Genomic DNA, 19,321 nt, shown 5'->3' on the forward strand with positions numbered 1-19,321 from the left:
ACCCCCATTCGCCCGCGGCGATTCAAAAAGAAGATTCAACGCTCTTTAACCTATGGACAGAGCGATTCCCGATGATTCAAACTGCCCGTGATTCGGGGGTTGTTTCGCGTTCCCCAATAACATGCGGCGGCGGGGCAACGACATGGCGGGCAACGACCTCAGTCGAGGGTCGGGAACGTGGAAGGCACGCCTTTTCGGCGATGCCGAAACGGAGAGGCTTCTCAAGGGACATGCCGGCCTTCTCGTGCGCCCGTCCTATCTGCGCCTCCTGCAGGCCGAGCCGCTGTTTCGGCGCTCGATCCCGGTTCTGATCTGCGCCTTCCTGTTGATGGGCGGCATCTTCCACGTCTCCAATCTTCTGCAGCAGCGGACCGACACCTATCGTGCGGCCTCCGACATGGTGGCGCTCCTGGCCGAAGCGCTCGACGCCGATCTTTCGATTCATCCCTCGCTCGAAAAGGTCGATGGCGGCTACTCGGGCGTGATGCGCGCCGCCCTGCGCGACAGCCTGCCGCCGTCGGCGACGAGCGACGGCCGCGTCATCCTGTTCGCCGATGCCGACGGCACCATCCGGGCGACGGCGCCGGAGGGAGCGTTCGTCGGCAAAGGCACCGTCGCGGATCTGTTCGGCGCCGACCAGCCGATGCTGGTGTTCGGCAAGCGCGCCGGCGTACTGGACGTGACGCTGTCCGGCGGCACCGAAGCGCTCGCCACCGTGCGCAACCTCGCCGGTGACCGCGGAACGATCGCCGTTTATCAGCCGCTGGCGCAGGTCTATGTCAGCTGGCGGCACGACGTCACCATGACGGCCGTCCTGTTCGTCGGCACATCCCTGATCCTGATCGCGGTGGTCTATGCCTTTTTCGCCCAGATGAGCCGGGCCCGCGAGGCCGACCGCATCTACAACGCCACGCAGGCGCGCGTCGACACGGCGCTCCGGCGCGGCCGCTGCGGCCTCTGGGACTGGGATCTCGCCCGGGGTCGGTTGTTCTGGTCACCGTCCATGTACGTCATCCTGGGCATGGAGCCCAACTCTGACCTGATGGGCTTCAACGACCTGCAGGGCATGATCCACCCCGACGACGTCGACCTCTACGAGCTTGCCAAGGAGGTGCTGGAAACCGGCCAGCCCTCCGTCGACCTGGAGTTCCGCATCCGCCACGCCAGCAGCGAGTGGGTGTGGCTGAGGATGCGTGCCGAGGTGGTTCGCGACCATGACGGCTCCCATCACCTCATCGGCATCACCGTCGACGTGACCGAGCAGAAGACGCTCGCCCAGGAAAACGCCACCGCCGCCATCCGCCTGCGCGACGGTATCGACACCATCTCCGAAGCCTTCGTCATCTGGGACTCGGAAAACCGTCTGGTCATGTGCAACTCGAAGTACCAGAGCTTGCACCAGTTGCCCGACAGCGTCGCCCGGCCGGGCACGCCCTATGCCGAAGTCATGGCGGCGGCCCGCCAGCCCAAGGTATCGAGCGAGGGGCTGCGCTACTCGATGACCGGCGGCGAGCGCTCCTATGAGGCGCGCCTCGACGACGGCCGCTGGCTGCAGATCAACGAGCGGCGCACCAAGGACGGCGGCTTCGTGTCGGTCGGAACCGACATCACCCAGCTGAAGCGCCACGAGGAGAACCTCCTCGAAAGCGAGCGGCAACTGATGGCGACCGTCGCCGACCTTCGCCAGCACCGCCACAAGATGCAGCTTCAGACGACCCAGCTGGTCGAGCTGGCCGAGAAGTACGCCGAGGAGAAGGCGCGCGCCGAGGCGGCCAACCGGGCCAAGTCGGAATTCCTGGCCTCGATGAGCCACGAGCTCAGGACGCCGCTCAATGCCATCATCGGCTTCTCGGACATCATGATGTCCGGCATGTTCGGCGATCTCGGCTCGGAGAAGTACACCGACTACTGCCGCGACATTCACGACAGCGGCATCTACCTGCTCAACGTCATCTCCGACATCCTCGACATGTCCAAGATCGAGGCCGGCCGTGTCAACCTCACGCTGGAGTCGGTGGTGGTCGACGAGGTGCTCGGCGAGTGCGTACGCATCATGTCGTCGCAGGCCGAGACGCGGCAGATCATCCTCGCCACCGACTTCGAGGCGGCGGAGCCGATGGTGGCCGATCGCCGCGCCGTCAAGCAGGTGGCGCTCAACCTTCTGTCCAATGCACTGAAGTTTACCCCGGCATCCGGCACCGTGACGGTGCGGACCCGGCAGGTGGGCGACAACGTCCTGTTCTCGGTGAGCGACACCGGCATCGGCATCCCTGCCGCCTCGCTGGACCAGATCGCCAAGCCCTTCGTGCAGGTGGAAAACCAGCTGACGCGCAAGCACCCCGGCTCCGGTCTCGGTCTCGCCATCGCCCAGTCGCTGGTGGCCCTGCATGGCGGCCAGATGACGATCGAGTCGGTGGAAGGGGCGGGCACGACCGTCACCATCTCGATGCCGCGCATCGCCGCGCCGACCGCGAGCGACGGCACCGCCGCCGTGGCGACGTCGCAGGCCGGCTCGGCCGTGGCAACCGCCTATCCGCGCGTGGTCGCCGCGCCCGACGCGTTCACCGAGCCACGGCGCACCGTCCACTGACGATCAACCGGCGCGCCGAACCACCGGTCCGACGATCTCGACGAAGGCCTCGCGCACTGCCGCCTGACGCTCGCGAAGCTCGGCTTCGAGCTGGGCAAGCGAGGGCGCCGACGCGACGCGGCAGAGAACGTCGTGAACGCCACGCGGTGCCTCGACCACCGCTGCCTTCACAGGCAGCGTGAGACGCTGGGCCTGCGTCAGGTCGCCGAACAGACGAATGGCCGGCAGCAACACGTCGCGATGGGCGGGTGAAAGCAGGCCGTGGGTCGCCGCCGACAGCAGGATCGCCTCGGTGTTGCGCAGGCGGATCGCCGGCTCGCGCCAATCGTTGACGAGGCGCAGCGTCTGGGCGACGAATTCCAGATCGACAAGCCCGCCGGGCGCCCGCTTGAGATTCCAGGGGTCGGAAGAGCCCTTTTCCTGTTCGAGTCGGGCCCGCATGTCCGAGGCGTCGGCGAGCACCTTTTCGGGGTCTCGCTGCCGGCACAGCGTCTCGGCGATCACGCGCTCCGCTTCCTGCCCGAGCCCGCCGGTGGAGGCGACGACACGGGCGCGGGTCAGCGCCATGTGCTCCCAGGTCCACGCTTCCTCCAGCTGGTAGCGCTCGAAGGCGTCGATGCGGGTGGCGAGCGGCCCGGCATTCCCCGAGGGACGCAGGCGGAAGTCCACGTCGTAGAGCGTGCCCTCGGCCGTCGGCGCGGTAATCGCCGTCACCAGGCGCTGTGTCAGCCGGGCGTAATACTGGTTCGGAGAGATCGGCCGGCGCCCGTCGCTCTGCACGGCGTCGCGGTCGTGATCGTAGAGCAGGATGAGGTCGAGGTCCGAAGCAGCGGTCAACTCCTCGCTGCCAAGCTTGCCCATGGCGAGCAGCGCCACCCTCCCGCCCGGCACGAGGCCATGCTGGGCCTCAAGCTCGGCCGCCGTTGCCGAGAGCACGCGTTCGAGCAGCAGGTCGGCGAGACGGGAAAAGCTCCGGCCGAGCTGTCGGGCCGCCGCCGTGCCGGTGATGACGCGGACGCCGATCAGAAATTTCTGCTCCTGGGCGAAGATTCGGGCGCGATCGAGCACATCCTCGTAGCCGCGCGCCTCACCGAAGAACGCATCGAGCCTGCGCGTCAACTCCTCCCGGCCCGGCAGAGTGCCGAAGAACTGGGGTTCGAGCAGTGCGTCCACCACATGCGGCCGCCGGGCGACGGTGTCGGCGAGATAGGGCGAGTTACCCATCACCATGGCGAGCAGCGTCACAAGCGACTGGTTGGAGGAGAGCAGCGAGAACAGCTGGACGCCGGCAGGCAGGCGGGCGAGGAAGTGGTCGAAGGCGATCAGCGCCGCATCCGGCGCTTCGGTCTCGGAGAAGGCGACGATGAGGCGCGGCGTGATTTCGGTGAGAAGCTCGCGGGCGCGCGACGACCGCATGGCCGGGTAACGGCCGAAATGCCAGGAGGCGACGATGCGGATGGCGTCTTCGGGCCGGGCGAAGCCGAGCTGGGTGAAGGTATCGAGTGTGCCGGGGTCGATGTCGTTGCCGGTGAACACCATGTTGCCATGCTGCGAGGAGAGGTCGGCCTCCTCCTCGAACAGCTCGGAATACTGGTCGCTGACGACGATCAGCCATTCCCTCGTCGTTGCCGCGAAGGCATCGAGATCCTCGTAGCCCATCAGGTGGGCGACGCGGGCGAGCCCCTCGGGCTCGTCGGGCAGCGTGTGGGTCTGCTCGTCGTTGAGCATCTGGACGCGGTGTTCGACGCGGCGCAGGAAACGGTAGGCCTCGGCCAGAAGATCGCGCGCCGGTTCGCCGAGCCAGCCCTGAACCACCAGCGCGTCCAGCATGGCGAGAGTCTGGCGACCGCGCAGGTCGACGTTGCGGCCGCCGGCGATGAGCTGCTGCGTCTGGACGAAAAACTCGATCTCGCGGATGCCGCCGCGTCCCAATTTGATGTTGTGGCCGGCAACAGCGATCTCGCCATGCCCCTTATGGGCGTGAATCTGTCGCTTGATCGAGTGGATGTCGCGGATGGCGGCGTAATCCAGATACTTGCGCCAGACATAGGGCTTGAGTTCGGCCAGGAAATGCTCGCCCGCCACGATATCGCCGGCCGCCGGGCGCGCCTTGATCATGGCCGCCCGTTCCCAGTTCTGGCCGGCGCTCTCGTAGTAGATCAGCGCCGCGGTCGTTGACATGGCGACCGGCGTCGCGCCGGCGTCGGGCCTGAGCCGCAGGTCGGTGCGGAACACGTAGCCGTCGGCGGTGCGCTCCTGCAGGATGGCGACGAGACGGCGCGTCAGCCGGACGAACAGCGTCGTCAGATCGTCCTTGTCGGCCGCCGGCACCACGGCCGGATCGAAGAAGACGATAAGGTCGATATCCGAGGAATAGTTGAGTTCGAAGGCGCCCTGCTTTCCCATGGCGAGCACGATCCAGCCCGAGCCCTTTTCGGGATCGGAACGGTCCGGCAGGCTCAGCTTGCCGGCCGCGTCGGCTTCGAGCAGGAGAAAGCGGATGGCGGCAGACAGAGAGGCATCGGCCAGGCGCGTGAGAGCGCCGGTCACCTCCATGACGTCCCAGAGATCGGCGATGTCGGCCAGGGCGATGGCGAGCGCCGCTTCCGCCTTGACACGCCGCAGACGCCGCCGCAGCGACGCCTCGTCGGCGACGGGTTCGGACAGGGAGGCGATCAGGCCGTCGACGTGCGCCGCCGGATCGCTCGCGAGAATGCGGTGGAGACGTTGGCCGTCGCGCAGCGCCGCGTCCCGCAAGTGGGCGCTGTTGGACGCGACCGCGAGCACCAGATCGCGGGCAACAGGCATGTTCGCAAACAACGACGACAGCGCTTCGCCCCCCGGTCCTGCCAGGCAGTCGTCGAGAAGGGAAGCCGCGATTGCCGAATCCGGTCCGGTTGGGGGAACGATGGCGATGCGGTCCTTGAGGGCGCCTTCAGTCCGCTGCGTCATGCCTTCTCCATCCCCCATTGCCCGCTCCGCCCTGATATCATGCGCCTCTTGGTCGAACGCACCTTATCGCCCTGTTCTGGCATAAATCCTAACGGCGCCGCGATACGCCATAGAGCGCTATTCTGAGTCGGAACTGGGCTTCATTCAGGACGGACGCGCTAGCCGGGGTTGCCTTCGGCTTTCGGCAGGCGAAGGCTGGCCTTGAGGCCGGGTTCGGCATCGCCGAGCGTCACACTGCCCCCATGCAGGTGTGCAACGGCCGCCACCAGCGACAGGCCGAGTCCCGACCCCTGCCGACTGCGCGCGGCATCGAGCCGGCCGAAGCGCGACAACGCCTTCTGCCGGTCGCCTTCGGCAATACCGGGGCCATCGTCGGTGACGATCAGGCAGAGGTCACCGCCCTCGACGGTGCCGGTCAGCTTGATCGTCGGCCCCTCCCCGCCCTCGTGACGGCCATACTTGATGGCGTTGTCGATCAGGTTGGACAGGGCCTGGCTCAGGAGCGTGCGATTTCCCCTCAGCGGCAATGGCCGCTCCGTTTCGAGCGTCAGCCGACCGCCGACGTCCTCCAGCACCGGCTCGTAGAGTTCGACGATTTCGTCGAGAATGCCGGCGGCGTCGAGCTGCTCGAAGCTGTCGCCCGAAGAACCGGCCTCCATGCGGGCGATCTTGAGGAGCGCGTCGAAAATGCGGATGAGGCTGTCGGCCTCCTCCATCGCCGAGGTGATCGCCTCGCGATAGTCCTCCACCTCGCCACCGCGCCGCAAGGTTTCCTCCAGGCGGCCGCGAAGCCGGTTGAGCGGCGTCTTGAGGTCGTGGGCGATATTGTCGGACACCTCCTGCAGGCCGGTCATCAGCGCCTCGATACGATCGAGCATCTCGTTGAGGCTGAGAGCGAGATTGTCGAACTCGTCGTTCGATCCCTTGACGGCCAGGCGATGGGTAAGGTCGCCGGACATGAAACGACGCGACGTCTCGGCCATGTTCTCGACGCGCTTGAGAACGGAGCGCCCGACGAAAAACCAGGAGACGAAGCCCGTCACCACGATGACGATGATGGCGTAGCGGGACGCCTCGAAGATCAGGGAGCGGAGCTGTCCGATCTCGCTGATGTCGCGGCCGACCAGAAGCTTGAATCCACCCGGCAGGGCAAACACCCGCACGATCGCCTGGTAACTGCGGCTGGTATCGCCATCGAGTCGCTGATAGGTGACCGAGGTGGTGTCGCCATCCGACAGCCCGAGGATGGAAAGTGGCGGGTCGGCGACATTGCCGACCACCGTGCGGCCCGAGGAATCGGCGACGAGATAGAGGCTGGCGCCGGGACGGCGGCTGCGCAGGTCGACGGCGCTGACGAGCTGGCGAAGGCCGCCACGTTCGTACTGGTCGGACAGCGAGTTGATTTCGCTGTCGATGGTATCGCTGATCTGGGAATCGAGAAGCTCGGCCGTGTTGTTGGAGATGTAGGCGGTCAGGAACAGCGTCAGCCCGGAGAAGACGACGAGGTAGACCAGCGACAGCTTGAACGCGGTCGTCCGGATCAGCCGCCCGAGCGCGCCCATGTGGCCTCCCCGCCCCTGTCGGGACCGGCCTCGCGGATCATGTAGCCGGCGCCGCGCACGGTGTGCAGCAGCGGCTTGTCGAAGCCCTTGTCGATCTTGCCGCGCAGACGGGAGACGTGAACGTCGATGACGTTGGTCTGCGGATCGAAATGGTAGTCCCAGACATTTTCCAGCAGCATGGTGCGCGTGACCACCTGCCCGGCATTGCGCATCAGATACTCGAGCAGGCGAAACTCGCGCGGCTGCAAGGGAATTTCGGTATCGGCACGCGTCACGGTATGCGACAGGCGGTCGAGCACCAGATCGCCGACGCGATAGGTGGTTTCGACCTCGGCCGGCCGGTTGCGGCGGGCCAGCGCCTCGACGCGGGCGAGGAGCTCGGTAAAGGCGTAGGGCTTGGTGAGATAGTCGTCGCCGCCGGCCTTGAGACCGCGAACACGGTCGTCGACCTGACCGAGCGCCGACAGCACCAACACCGGCGTCTGGTCGCCGGCCCGGCGCATGCCCTCGATGATGGCAAGACCGTCGCGCTTGGGCAGCATGCGATCAACGATCAGCACGTCGAAACCGCCTTCCTCGGCCATGAAGGCGCCGGCCTCGCCATCGGCCGCGTGCTCGGCGACGTGCCCGACCTCGGCCAGCGCCTTGACGAGATAGGCGGCCGCTTCCCTGTCGTCTTCGATCACCAGAATGCGCATGTCGCCCTGCCTCGCAAAGGTGGTCGCTGACAGTTGTTTAGCGCCGACACGGGCCGGCGCAAGGAAAAAGAGTACCGGCGGGCGCCGAGCCCGCTCGCCGGTACCAGGTGGAGATCAGCGCCTTACTTCCCCAAGGGGAGGGCAAGGAAGCGAACGCTGTCTCCAGACTTCACGCGGAGCAGGATGGCCGTCTTGCCGGCCTTCTCGGCTCCGGAAATCGCCTTCGAGACGTCACGGGGACCCTCGACGGTCTGGCCGCCGGCCTGGAGGATGATGTCGCCCTGGCGCAGACCGCGCTCGGAGGCCTTGCCGGCCGGATCGACGTCGGTAATGACGGCACCGCTGTCGCCGGCGCCCACGGCGTCGGCGGGGGCGAGCGTCAATCCATAGTCGCCAAGCGAGGTGTGTTCCTCGGAACCGTCGCTCTTCTGCGCCGAAGCCACCTGCTCATTGGGCAGCTCGCCGAGATCCACCTTGACGGTCACCTCCTTGCCGTCACGCCACAGGGTGACGTCGACCACCGTCTTCGGTGGGAAGGCTGCGATCTTGCGAGCCAGATCCTTGGCGTCTTCCACCTCGAGACCGTTGATCGAGAGGATGGTGTCGCCGGCCTCGATGCCCGCCTTGCTGGCCGGCGAGTTGTCCTGCGGCTCCGTCACGAGGGCGCCGTGGGCCTTGTCGAGACCGAGGGAGTTGGCAATCTCCTCGGTGACCGGCTGGATCTGCACGCCGAGCCAGCCGCGAACGACCTTGCCGTGCTCCATCAGGGAGGCGACCACCTGCTGCGCCGTCCGCGCCGGGATGGCGAAGCCGATACCGACCGAACCGCCCGACGGCGAGTAGATCGCGGTGTTGACGCCGATCACCTCACCACCGGCATTGAACGCCGGACCACCGGAGTTGCCCTTGTTGATCGGCGCGTCGATCTGCAGGAAGTCGTCGTAGGGACCGGCGCCGATGTCACGACCACGGGCCGAGATGATGCCCGCCGTCACGCTGCCGCCGAGGCCGAACGGGTTGCCGACGGCCACCACCCAGTCGCCGACGCGCGACTCGTTGGCCGCGAAGGTGACATGCGGGAAGTCCTTGCCGTCCGTCACCTTGATCAAGGCCAGGTCGGTCTTGGGGTCGGTGCCGATCACCTTGGCGGCGTGCTCGGTGCCATCGTCGGTCACCACCTTCACGTCGGTGGCATTCTCCACCACGTGATTGTTGGTGACCACGTAGCCGTCGGCCGAAATGAAGAAGCCCGAGCCCTGGGCAAGGCCGTAGCGATGCTGCGGACCACGGTCGCGGCCACCGGGCATGCCCGGCATGCCGAAACGCTTGAAGAAGTCGTAGAAGGGACTGTCGGGCGTCAGGCCGGGAGGCAGGCCTTCATTGTCGCTGTCGCCCTGCCCGACGGTCTCGTCCGTCTTGACGCGGATGGAGACGACGGCCGGCTGGACGCGCTGCACCATGTCGGCAAAGCTGAACACCGCCTGGGTCTGGGGCTGCGACAGGTTCTGAGCCTGAGCCGTGTTGTCGAAGATGAAGGCCGTTTCGCCGGCGACGATGCCGCCGAGAGCCAGGGCGAAAACTGAACCCATCAAGAGAGCCTTGACGCGGGATTTGGTCGGCTTGTCGGAAGTCCTGTGCATGGGAGAAACTCCAGGGTATGAACTCTGCACCGGCTGTCGATCCGGTTTCCATGGCGTCATATAGCCACCCCGAGCCTAACCTGAAGATTGCGACGGCATTAAACTTTCGTAAGAAAAACTGCCAAAAACTCGCCTTATTTCAATAATTTGGCGTCCCTTCCTCTTCTCGGGACAGCGCTTTCAGCGCCGCTTCTTCCTCGGCGGACAGTCTTTCCGTCCCCCGGGCATCGGGACGCCTGCGGAAGGCGAGAAACAGCCCTGCCCCGGCGATGAGCAGCAAGGCGGGCGGCAGAACCCAGAGCAGAAGACCGACCCCGTGGGCACGCGGCCTCAGCAGCACGAACTCGCCGTAGCGGGCAACCAGGAAGTCGCGAACTTCGTCGTCGCTGTCGCCGGCGGCGATGCGCTCTCGAACGACGAGTCTCAGATCCTTGGCGAGCTGGGCATCGGAAGCGTCGATCGACTGGTTCTGGCAAACGAGGCAGCGCAGCTCCTCGGAGATGGCGCGCGCGCGTCCTTCGAGAGCCGGATCGGCCAGCCGTTCGGATGGATCGACGGCGGCGGCGGGTACGGTCAGCGCAACCAGAAGGGCCAAGGCAGCAAGAAGACGCATCGGTTTTCCTCCGTCACTCGGCGGTGACCATGGGCGCTGCGCGCCGAGCAGGCTTCGGCGCTCCGACGCGCAGGCGACGATCGGTGAGAGACAAGGCGCCGCCGGCCATCATGACAAGCGCGCCCAGCCAGATCAGCGTCACCAGCGGCTTGTCCCACATGCGCACCACCACCGATCCGCTGTCGCGACCTTCGCTGCCGAGCGTCACGTAGAACTGCGACAGGCCATGCGTGCGGATGCCGGCTTCCGTGGTCGGCATCTGGCGCACCGCGTAGAAGCGCCGCGACGGCTCGACGACGAAGCGCACAACGCCGCCTTCCCGGACCGTCATGGACGCGACGACCCCGGAATAGTTGGGGCCGGCCGTGTTGCGGAGCCCGTCGAAGGTCACCGAATAGGTGCCAACAGTCGCCGTATCGCCCGGCTTCATCTCCAGGATCGCTTCACTCTGGAAGGTCGATGTCGCGACGATCCCGAGCAGCGTCACGCCGAGACCGGCATGGGCGAGCGCCGTGCCGAAGGCCGAACGCGGCAAGCCTGCGAGACGCCTGAGACCGACCGAAAGCCCGGCTTCCCGAAGGCGGGCGCGGGTCCATAACTCGGCAAAGGCGCCGACCAGCACCCAGACGGCAACGCCGAGGCCGAAGAGGGCGACGATGTGGGTCTCGCCGCTCATCCAGGCGACGATGATGGCGACCAGCGCGGCGATGGCGAATACCGCCCACAGCCGTTCGAGGGCACCGAGCAGGTCGCCGCGCTTCCAGGCGAGCAACGGCCCGAGCGGCACCACCAGCAGCGTGGCGCCGAACAGCGGCCCGAACACGGTGTTGAAATAGGGGGCGCCCACCGAAATGGCGCCGCCGAAGGCCGACACGATGAGCGGCACCAGCGTGCCGAACAGCACGACACCGGCCGCCACGGTCAGGAACACGTTGTTGAGGACGAGCGCGCCTTCGCGGCTGACCGGTGCGAACAGACCGCCCTGCCTGAGCGTGCCGGCGCGGAAAGCGAACAGGCCTAGTCCGCCACCGATGAACAGGCAGAGGATGGCGAGGATGAAGACGCCGCGCGTCGGGTCGGTGGCGAAGGCGTGAACGGACGTCAGCACGCCCGACCGCACCAGGAAGGTGCCGAGCAGCGACAGCGAGAAGGCGAGGATGGCCAGCAACACGGTCCAGACCTTCAGCGCTTCGCGTTTCTCCATCACGGCGGCCGAATGCAGCAACGCCGTTCCCACCAGCCAGGGCATCAGCGAGGCGTTTTCCACCGGGTCCCAGAACCAGAAGCCGCCCCAGCCGAGTTCGTAATAGGCCCAGTAGGACCCCATGGCGATGCCGGCAGTCAGGAAGATCCAGGCGGCGAGAACCCAGGGCCGGACCCAGCGCGCCCAGGCGGCGTCGATCCGCCCTTCGATCAGCGCCGCGATGGCGAAGGCGAAGGCGATGGAGAAGCCGACATAGCCGAGATAGAGGAGCGGCGGATGGATGGCGAGGCCGATATCCTGCAGGATCGGGTTGAGATCCTTGCCCTCGATCGGCGGTTCGGCAAGGCGCAGAAACGGGTTCGATGTCGTCAGGATGAAGGCGAGAAAGGCCGTGCTGATCCAGCCCTGCACGGCCAGCACGTTGGCCTTGAGCGTCTGCGGCAGATTGCCGCCAAAGGCCGCGACGGCCGCGCCGAACAGCGCCAGAATCAGCGCCCAGAGCAGCATGGAGCCTTCGTGATTGCCCCAGACGCCGGAGAACTTGTAGATCAGCGGCTTTTCCGAGTGCGAGTTCTCGACCACGTTGAGAAGCGAGAAGTCGGAGACGAGATAGGCATAGGTGAGCGCCGAAAAGGCGATGGCGACGAGCAGGAACTGCATCATCGAAGCGCGCGGCGCCACCGCCATCAGCGCCGGGTCACGGCGGAGGAACCCCACAACCGGCAGGACCGATTGGGCGAGGGCGACCGCCAGGGCCAGAATCAGGGCAAAGTGGCCGAATTCTACGATCATGCCGCCCTCGTCTAGTTCTTCGCCGCAGGCGGCATCAGCCCACCCGGCTGGCCTTCTTCCCAAACGCCCTGAGCCTTCAGCGCGTCCACGACTTCCTTCGGCATGTAGCGTTCGTCATGCTTGGCCAGAACGGTATCGGCCAGGAACAGGCCGCGCTGGTCGAGCTTTCCCTCGGCGACCACGCCCTGCCCCTCCTGGAACAGATCGGGCAGCAAGCCACGGTAGGTCACCGTCACCGCATTCACCGTGTCGGTCACCTTGAACTCGACCTGACCGCCGTCCTTTCGCGCCACGCTACCGACCTCGACGAGGCCGCCGATGCGGAGACGACGCCCTTCCGTGATGGGAGTCTCGACGATTTCGGTCGGCGTCTTGTAAAGGGTGATCTCGCCCGAGAGCGCAAAGAGAACGAGGCCGACGGCTGCGGCGAGAACCGCGCCGACAGTGCCGATCAGAATGAGGCGCCGCGTCTTGCGCGTCATGGCCATCGTCATCGTCCCTCCGGTTTGGCGATGCCGAGTTCGGCCGCCGCGGCATCGATCGCCGCCAATGCCTCGGCGTTGCCGGCGAAGGCTTTCCGGGCGTCGGCGAACGCCGCGCTGGCCTTGTCGCTCCGGCCGAGCACCACGTTGGAACGCATCAGCCGGATCCAGCCATCGCGATCGTCGGGCTCGGCGGCGAGCCGGGCGGCGAGACCGTCGACCATGCCTTCGATCGCCGCGCTGTTCACTCCCGATGCCGGCAGGGTCGGTGGTTCCGGCGTATCGGCAGGCCTCTTGAGCGCAGTCAGGATTTCGCCGCGCTTTCCGCGTGCGGTCTCCAGCCAGGGCGCGTCGGCCGGCGAGCGGCGGATCAGTTCGTCGACCTGCCGCAGAGCTTCTTCGAAGGCGCCCGTCTGACGCAGCCCCTCCGCATAATAGAAGCGCGCGCGCACACGTTCCGGATCGGCGGCGACGGCGCGGGCCAGGACCGACTGCGCCTCGGGAGAGACGATGCCGTCGTTCGTGTCGACGAGGCCGGCGCCATAGTTCTCAAGCGTCGCGGCATCCGCCTCGCCGGCCGCGACCAGCCGCCCCCATGCCTTCACGGCATCGTCCAGCCGGCCCAGACGGGCATAGACGGGCGCAATGACGCGCCAACCCGAGAGATCGTCTGGGTTGGCAGCGAGGTGTTTCTCGACGCGGCCGACCAGATCGGCGACATTGCCGGCGGCGGGCGCCGAGGTCAGGCGCTCCGCCAGCGGCGCGTCGGGCATGTCCGGCTGACCGATGAGGAGGTAAAGCGGCAGGGCGATGGCCGGGACGGCGACGACGGTCATCAGCGCGACCAGCCGATTGGCAGCGGGCCGGGGCTTGCCGGTGTCAGCCGGAACATGCGCGGCGGCCAGCAGACGACGACCGATCTCGGCGCGGGCAGCGTCCGCCTCTTCGCCGCCGATCAGGCCGCGTTCGCGATCGCGGTCGAGTTCGCTCAACTGATCGCGATAGACGCGGGCTTCTTCGCCGCTGGGGACCGAAAAGGCGCCTGCCGGCCGCGCCATGGGAGCGATGACGACAAGAACGACCGCCGCCGTCAGCAATGCCAGCAATATCCAGAAGACCATTCGCCGCTCTTTCCCGAACCGCCGGCACAGACCAACACCCCATGCCGAATAGGGCAATGCCGGCGCTTTCTCAATCGACTTCTGGGCGAATTTGAGAAGGATTCCAGAAAAGGCGATCCGGCCTCAAGCCGCGGGCCGCGATGCCTTGAGCTGCTGCTCCTTGCTTCGGCGAAGATGGGACGCATAGTCCTCGCCGTAGAGGAAGCCGGCGGCCTTGATCAGATGGTCGACAGCCGACAGCGCCGCCAACCGCGCCTCGCCATCGAGATCCCGCAGCTTGGTCGGCAGATCGAGGGCATAGAGCTCAATTGCCTGATCGACCAGAGGCGTCAGGCGACCGACGAGGCCATTGACCGCGAGGATGTCGCGAGATTTGCCGGTCGCCGCGAACAGGGCGCACAGGAACGCCGCCTCGGCGCCATCGGCCGGCCCCGGATAGGGAGTCTCTTGGACCCGGAAGGCGCGACGCATGGCCGGGAGCAGCTTGTCGAACTCGACGAACAGCATGTCCGAGAACCGTCGCTTGATGGCGACCATGCGAGGCTGCCAACCCCCGTCGTTGTCGATGTCCAGGCCGGTGGTGAGTTCACCGAGGGTCGAACGGAACACCCCGATCTGCGCAGTGGCGTCAGCGGCGTTGCGGCTGCCGCGAAGGATGGTCTGAAAGCGCGACGCGGAGCGATCAGCCACGGCGAGGCCGAGATCGACGAAGGCCGCCGCCGCCGGCGTGGCCCGGACGCGTCGGGCCGTTTCGCCACGAGCCAGCAGCTTGGCAAAGGCGATGAGCGGCGTCACGGCGCCCTGACGGCGGAACACGCCGCCGGCGACCCAGCCGGCGGTATTGGGATAGGTCGCGAGATAGGTGGCGATCTGTTCGAGGAGCCCCATGTCGACCGACCTCGTCTCGAGCAGATGCACGATGGCGGCGCTCAGCGTCGGCAGATCCTGGAGGCGATCACGTACGGCGATCATTTCGTCGATTTCGCGGCGGGCCACCTCGCCGCCGATGCGCGACATGAAGCGTTGCTGCAGCTTCGGCTCGTCGGCTATCGCCGCGATGTGCCGCGCCAAGGTATCGAACAACCGCGCTTCCAGCTTCGCGGCCTCTTCCCGGAAAGCGGCCTCGTTGGGCAGCTTGGGGGCGGTCTCGGGGGTGTTCCAGGCCGCCACTTCGGCGGACCGCAGCTCGTTGGCCGCATAGGACCAAACGTGGGAGAGCGTGGCGGCCGAGACGAAGCCACGGACGGGGAAGACCAGCCTCTCCTCGATGACGTAGGGCTCGAAGGCGGAGAAGACCAGCCTGCGCATATCCGGCGGCGCGCCGGTCGCCGCCTGCCGGGCTGCACCCCGGCTTTCGGCAATCGCGCGGGCGGCCTCCAGAATGAGCCGGCGGCGGGCTTCGAGTTCGGAGGGAACGGAACGGTCACTTTCCAGCCGGCGAACCAGCATGCCGCGCGCCCGCGGGGTCAGCCCCCGCAGGAAGGTCTCGGCCTTGTCGGTCACCACCGCCCGTCCGTCCATGACGAATCCCGTAAACTGCTTCTTTACCAAACGATCCTGCCGCAAGATGGTTGATGACTGGTAACGAAGGGGAACGAGAAGGGCGCAGATACGAGCAGATACGAGCAGATACGAAAAGGCCGGCTCTTACGAGCCGGCCCATCGAAGATTTGACCCGGAAATGACAGACCAGGATCAGCCGACCACCTGCCAGCTACCGTCCGGATTGCGGCAGGCGGTGCCACGGACCACCTGCTGCTGGCCGTCGATGAAGACGGTGTTGGTATAGGGACGGCAGGTGCGGTTGTTGACATAGGCGACCGGACCCGGCTGAACCGTGCCGTAGGTGCCGGTCTGCGGGTTCTGCCACTGCTGCGGATAGCCGCTGTCGAGCGCCTGAACGCTGGCATTGTAGTTGTAGCGCTGCGAGTCGGCGTCGAGCGTGGCGCCGATCTGGTTGCCCAGGAAACCGCCGACAAGGGCGCCAGCGGCGATCGCCGCCACCTTGCCGCTGCCCTGGCCAAAGGCCGAACCGATGGCCGCGCCACCGACAGCGCCGGCCAGCGTGCCGAGCGTCTGGTTCTGGTTGGGGCCCGTCGCGCAGCCCGCCAGCATGGAGGCCGCCAGGCCGACGATCACAAGTTTCTTCAACAACATCTCACCGGGTCTCCGAGATTGGAACCAATCGTTTGGGCGAATCGCCTTTTGCTACTCGTAATGACCTGAAACCATGGCCGAATTTTGGTTACAACTTATTCTTGTCACAAACGCCCTCCCCCTTGAGTTTACTGCTCCGATCGCTCGGCTTCCTGTCAATGAAAATCAACTCATCGGAATACGAAAGGTAACCGACAAGCCACCGAGCCCACCCCGACCGAGAACCAGCGATCCACCATAGGTTTCGGCGATTTCCGCCGCGATGGCGAGCCCGAAGCCTGATCCGGGCTGCGTCTCGTCCAGCCGCTTTCCACGACTGAGCACCTCGGCGTAGGCGGACGGCGGCAGGCCCGGCCCATCGTCCTCGACACGGATTTCCACCATCGGCCTGTCACGGTCGGAGTGGTCGATCGCCAGCTCGATGCGGACCTGCTCGCGGCCGTACTTGCAGGCGTTGTCCATCAGGTTGCCGACCAGTTCCTCGAGATCGCGCCGCTCGATGCGGGCTTTCGGCTGTCCGGCACCCGCATCCTCCAGAAACAGGCTACGGTCCGGATAGGCCCGGCTCAGGACGCGGATCAGGCCTTCCAGCGACCGGCGAACATCGGCCACCGCGCCGACCACCTTGCGATCGGCGGCGAGCCGTGCCCGATCGAGATAGCGATCGACTTCGGCCCGCATGACCGTCACCTGCTCGACGACCTTGTCGGCCAGTGGTCCGCCCTCGGCACGGGCTTCGTTCAAGATCACGGCGAGGGGCGTCTTCAGCGCGTGAGCCAGGTTGCCAACCTGCGTCCGTGACCGCTCGACGATGGACGTATTGGTCTCGATCAGCGCGTTGAGTTCCTTGCCAAGGGCGGCAATCTCGCGCGGCAGTCGACCTTCGAGGCGATTGGCACGGCCCTCGCGGATGTCGGCGAGGCGCCGGCTCATGGCCGCGAGAGGACGCAATCCGAAGCTCACCTGCAGGCCGGCGGCGGCGACAAGGCCGAGGGCGAAGGCCGCCAGCGTGGCGAACACCTGAAAACGGAAGGTGGAGATCTCGTCGGCGAGCTCGGCAATGTTGCCGGTGACATGAAGATCGTACATGCGGCCGTTGCTGAGAAAGATGCGCTGCGCGACATGGCGAAGGGCGAAGCCGGCCGGATCGCGGGCGTCGTTGGTCACCGCCACACCGTTGTTGGGTGGCGGCGGCAGCGCCAGCACTTCGCCGAAGAGGGACTGGCTGGTAGCCACGGTCAGCTGCGACTTGGCGTCGACCACCACCCAGTACCAGCCGGACTGATAACGTCCGAAGCGCGGATCGCCCATGGTTCCGGGATCGGGCACGTTGCCGTCGGGTGTCGAAGCGACCACGCCGGCCAGCGTCTTCTCATAGACGATGATGCGCTCGTCGAAGGAACGGATGAGGCTGGCGCGGTAGAGCTCGGTCAGCAGCCAGCCGAACGCGGCCAGAGCAATCGTCGCCCAGAGCGCCGAGGCGAGCATAAGGCGCAGCGCCAACGAACTCTTCAGCCATTCGCCCAGTGTTCTGAGGCGAGCGTTCATTTTCCGGACGCTATTCGATAGCCGAGGCCTCGCACCGTCTCGATGAGATCGATGCCCATCTTCTTGCGCAGACGCCCGACGAACACCTCGATGGTGTTGGAGTCGCGATCGAAGTCCTGATCGTAGAGATGCTCGACCAACTCGGTGCGCGACACCACCTTGTCCATGTGCAGCATGAGATACTGCATCAGGCGGAACTCGTGCGAGGTCAGCTTGATCGGGTTGCCGTCGACGGTGAGGCGCCCGGCCTTGACATCGAGCCGGACACGCCCGACCTCCAGTTCGTTGGACGCACGTCCGGCGGCGCGGCGCGTCAGAGCCCTGAGGCGCGCCAGCACTTCCTCCATGTGGAAGGGCTTGGCGACGTAGTCGTCGGCGCCGGCGTCGATGCCGGCCACCTTGTCGCTCCACCGATCGCGGGCAGTCAGGAGCAGCACCGGGACCAGCCGGCCATCCCGCCGCCAGGCCTCCAGAACGCTAAGACCGTCCATCTTGGGCAGGCCGATATCCAGGATGACGGCGTCATAGGGTTCCGTGTCCCCCAGGAAATGCCCCTCTTCGCCATCGAAGGCGGCGTCCACGGCATAACCGGCGTCACGACAGGCGGTGACGAGCTGACGATTGAGGTCCTGGTCGTCCTCGACCACAAGAATCCGCATGCTCTGGTTCCCGATTCAGCGCAGTCTTTGACCCGATCGGGCATCGACGATGACGTTTTCCACCCGTCCGCCCTCGCGCATGACGGCGAGCCGGTAGACCAGCCCTCCGCCCCCCTCGCAGAGCTGCGCATCGACGATCTCGCCGCCAACGGCACGGGCAATGACGCCCAGCCTCTGGACGCCCCCTCCGCCAACGACGGCCTGCGCCTCGGCGGGCGTCAGGCAGCGCGCCTCGACGGCGTATCCCGAGACGATCGGCACCGCCAGAAAACACGCCAGGGCGAAAGTGAATCGCTTGCGATTGGTGTTCATGAGCAGAAGATTAGTCACCCGAGCCTGAATGGTCCATGAACACCGATAGTGCCCGGCGTTCATCCGCAAACCGGCGCGGCGCTCCTGCACCAGAAGCTTCCGCTCGAGGCCGCCCGTGCCAAGTGGCTTCATAGGAAAACTCCTGTTGGTGTAAGGCACGCATACGACTTTTGATCCACCTCAAGGCCTTGTTGCGACAAGGAGGTTAGCCTTGGCACGATAAACAGAGGGGGCAGTGACATGAGCATCCCGAACGAGCTTTCCGTGGAATTCCCCGAGACTTGGGACGCCATCGAACAGCTCATGCTGTTCGATGCAGCATTCTGCGACCTCGCCAGTGCCTATCAGGAGATCAACCGGCGCATTTACCGCATCGAGTCGCTTGAGGAGCCGGCCGAGCCGGATGTTCTCGCCGACCTCAAACGTCACCGGTCCCTGCTCAAGGATGAAATCGCGGCCGCCGTTGCCGCGTCCAGACGCGCCGTGGCTTGACACCCCTCCTCGTTGGGCCCCTGCGCTATAGCCCGCGCCGTCCCCGTCCGACGGCGCGGGCTAGCTTCGTCATCTTCTCATTCTCATGATCGGACCGGGGGCAGCGCTGACGCGCACACCGCGCGTCACCGAGGGTTCCAGGGCATGCAGCCATGTTGGTCTGCCCAGCCCACCTGAGCGCAACCGTTCATCTTTCCGAACACAAGCACGGCAGACCACTGTCTCTCATCGATCCTCGGCACCAGCGCCACTCGGTGCCTCCACCGTCCATTCGGGCGGCGCTCGCTTGAGAGAAGCCCTCCCGAACGAGCGCCAAGCCGGGAGCTCGCCCCCGAGCAGCGCCCAGCGCAGCTCCACAAGGCAACCGCTTCGCCTCGGCCTCGACCCGCCGCGCCCAGGACACGGTGGCATCCGTCGCCCCCGGATGGCTGCAAGCTGTCGAGAGGAACTCGCAGGCAGGCGACCGATTACAACCTGTGATTAAGGCCACGATCACCCA

General features: G+C 66.2%; 15 protein-coding genes. 2 read left to right on the top strand and 13 right to left on the bottom strand.

Translation table 11 applies throughout. From position 1 onward, the window contains the following. The first annotated feature begins 142 nt into the window (after positions 1–142). Complete coding sequence (locus M4J39_RS19965; protein WP_251730246.1) at positions 143–2,590, top strand: ATP-binding protein; 2,448 nt, start codon at positions 143–145, stop codon at positions 2,588–2,590. A gap of 3 nt (positions 2,591–2,593) precedes the next feature. Here the strand turns inward: M4J39_RS19965 and M4J39_RS19970 are convergent, their stop codons facing one another. The 13 genes from M4J39_RS19970 to M4J39_RS20030 form a co-directional block, all read right to left on the bottom strand. Continuing rightward, positions 2,594–5,542 (bottom strand): bifunctional [glutamine synthetase] adenylyltransferase/[glutamine synthetase]-adenylyl-L-tyrosine phosphorylase, encoded by a 2,949-nt coding sequence (locus M4J39_RS19970; RefSeq protein WP_251730247.1) that lies wholly within the window; start codon positions 5,540–5,542, stop codon positions 2,594–2,596. A gap of 158 nt (positions 5,543–5,700) precedes the next feature. Next, positions 5,701–7,104: an ATP-binding protein gene (locus M4J39_RS19975; protein WP_251730248.1), complete on the bottom strand. Its 1,404-nt coding sequence runs from the start codon at positions 7,102–7,104 to the stop codon at positions 5,701–5,703. Next, positions 7,083–7,802 (bottom strand): response regulator transcription factor, encoded by a 720-nt coding sequence (locus M4J39_RS19980; protein ID WP_251730249.1) that lies wholly within the window; start codon positions 7,800–7,802, stop codon positions 7,083–7,085. Before M4J39_RS19980 ends, M4J39_RS19975 begins: the two co-directional genes overlap by 22 nt. A 122-nt stretch (positions 7,803–7,924) precedes the next feature. Beyond that, positions 7,925–9,442, bottom strand: a complete 1,518-nt coding sequence (locus M4J39_RS19985; RefSeq protein ID WP_251730250.1) for a Do family serine endopeptidase — start codon at positions 9,440–9,442, stop codon at positions 7,925–7,927. Between the two features lie 139 nt (positions 9,443–9,581). Further along, positions 9,582–10,055, bottom strand: a complete 474-nt coding sequence (locus tag M4J39_RS19990; protein WP_251730251.1) for a cytochrome c-type biogenesis protein — start codon at positions 10,053–10,055, stop codon at positions 9,582–9,584. Positions 10,056–10,068: 13 nt separating this feature from the next. Continuing rightward, complete coding sequence (locus tag M4J39_RS19995; protein ID WP_251730252.1) at positions 10,069–12,051, bottom strand: heme lyase CcmF/NrfE family subunit; 1,983 nt, start codon at positions 12,049–12,051, stop codon at positions 10,069–10,071. A gap of 11 nt (positions 12,052–12,062) precedes the next feature. Continuing rightward, the gene (ccmE, locus tag M4J39_RS20000; protein WP_251730341.1) at positions 12,063–12,533 is read right to left on the bottom strand and encodes a cytochrome c maturation protein CcmE; all 471 of its coding nucleotides are present in this window, start codon (positions 12,531–12,533) and stop codon (positions 12,063–12,065) included. A gap of 8 nt (positions 12,534–12,541) precedes the next feature. Next, positions 12,542–13,654, bottom strand: coding sequence for a c-type cytochrome biogenesis protein CcmI (ccmI, locus tag M4J39_RS20005; protein WP_251730253.1), 1,113 nt, complete (start codon positions 13,652–13,654; stop codon positions 12,542–12,544). 123 nt (positions 13,655–13,777) lie between these two features. After that, entirely contained in the window at positions 13,778–15,175 is a 1,398-nt protein-coding gene (locus M4J39_RS20010; RefSeq protein ID WP_251730254.1) for a hypothetical protein, read from the bottom strand. 174 nt (positions 15,176–15,349) lie between these two features. Continuing rightward, positions 15,350–15,811: an RT0821/Lpp0805 family surface protein gene (locus M4J39_RS20015; RefSeq protein WP_251730255.1), complete on the bottom strand. Its 462-nt coding sequence runs from the start codon at positions 15,809–15,811 to the stop codon at positions 15,350–15,352. A 165-nt stretch (positions 15,812–15,976) separates the two neighbouring features. Beyond that, positions 15,977–17,359 (bottom strand): HAMP domain-containing sensor histidine kinase, encoded by a 1,383-nt coding sequence (locus tag M4J39_RS20020; RefSeq protein WP_251730256.1) that lies wholly within the window; start codon positions 17,357–17,359, stop codon positions 15,977–15,979. Next, positions 17,356–18,018 carry a response regulator transcription factor gene (locus tag M4J39_RS20025; RefSeq protein ID WP_251730257.1) on the bottom strand — a complete coding sequence of 221 codons (663 nt, stop codon included), beginning with the start codon at positions 18,016–18,018 and terminating at the stop codon, positions 17,356–17,358. Before M4J39_RS20025 ends, M4J39_RS20020 begins: the two co-directional genes overlap by 4 nt. 15 nt (positions 18,019–18,033) lie before the next feature. Next, entirely contained in the window at positions 18,034–18,462 is a 429-nt protein-coding gene (locus tag M4J39_RS20030) for a PepSY domain-containing protein (protein WP_251730258.1), read from the bottom strand. Positions 18,463–18,570: 108 nt separating this feature from the next. On the opposite strand from M4J39_RS20030, the gene M4J39_RS20035 reads away from it, so the two are divergent. Next, positions 18,571–18,822, top strand: coding sequence for a YdcH family protein (locus M4J39_RS20035; RefSeq protein ID WP_251730259.1), 252 nt, complete (start codon positions 18,571–18,573; stop codon positions 18,820–18,822). The last annotated feature ends 499 nt before the right edge of the window (positions 18,823–19,321 follow it).

It is taken from the genome of Pleomorphomonas sp. NRK KF1 (assembly GCF_023721755.1).
In the GTDB taxonomy this organism is placed as follows: Bacteria; Pseudomonadota; Alphaproteobacteria; order Rhizobiales; family Pleomorphomonadaceae; genus Pleomorphomonas.